This window comes from Pseudomonas sp. K5002, from assembly GCF_013386655.1.
Classification (GTDB): domain Bacteria; phylum Pseudomonadota; class Gammaproteobacteria; order Pseudomonadales; family Pseudomonadaceae; genus Aquipseudomonas.
Genome location: NZ_JACARK010001627.1, coordinates 1 through 417, shown reverse-complemented (window position 1 = coordinate 417; position 417 = coordinate 1). Strand labels below are relative to the sequence as shown.

Sequence of the window (417 nt, the reverse complement as noted above, 5' to 3'; positions counted from 1 at the left end):
CGGCGCTCAGTGGCTTGCGCAGCAGCGGGCGGCGCCAGCCGTAGATCAGCGCGCCGATGATCAGCACGATCACGCCGGGCCAGGCGAGAAAACCGCCGTCGCGCAGGTCGACGATTTGCAGCGGGTCATTCTGGTAGTACGACCAGTACATCAATACGAAGCTGACGCGTGCGGCGAGCATACCCAGCAGAAACAGGGTGAACAGCACCGACTCGGGGTTCTCGCCGCCGCGCTTGGCCACCCGCCAGCCCACCAGGGTGGCGAGGATCAACGCCGTGATCAGCAGCAAGTGATTCAGGGCGATGGCGAAGGTGCCGATGGTCAGTGTCAGCATCAAAGGGCTTCCCGGGCTTGGGTCCAGCGTTGCAGGAAGGCGGCGGCGTCGACTTCGCCGGTGATGCGCTGGGCGCGGCGCTC

Annotated in this window: 1 protein-coding gene; it reads right to left on the bottom strand. The window is 65.9% G+C overall.

Translation table 11 applies throughout. From position 1 onward, the window contains the following. On the bottom strand, positions 1 to 334 hold a 334-nt coding region (locus HX846_RS38355), incomplete at its 3' end, for a prolipoprotein diacylglyceryl transferase family protein (RefSeq protein WP_178967596.1). Positions 335 to 417: the final 83 nt, after the last annotated feature.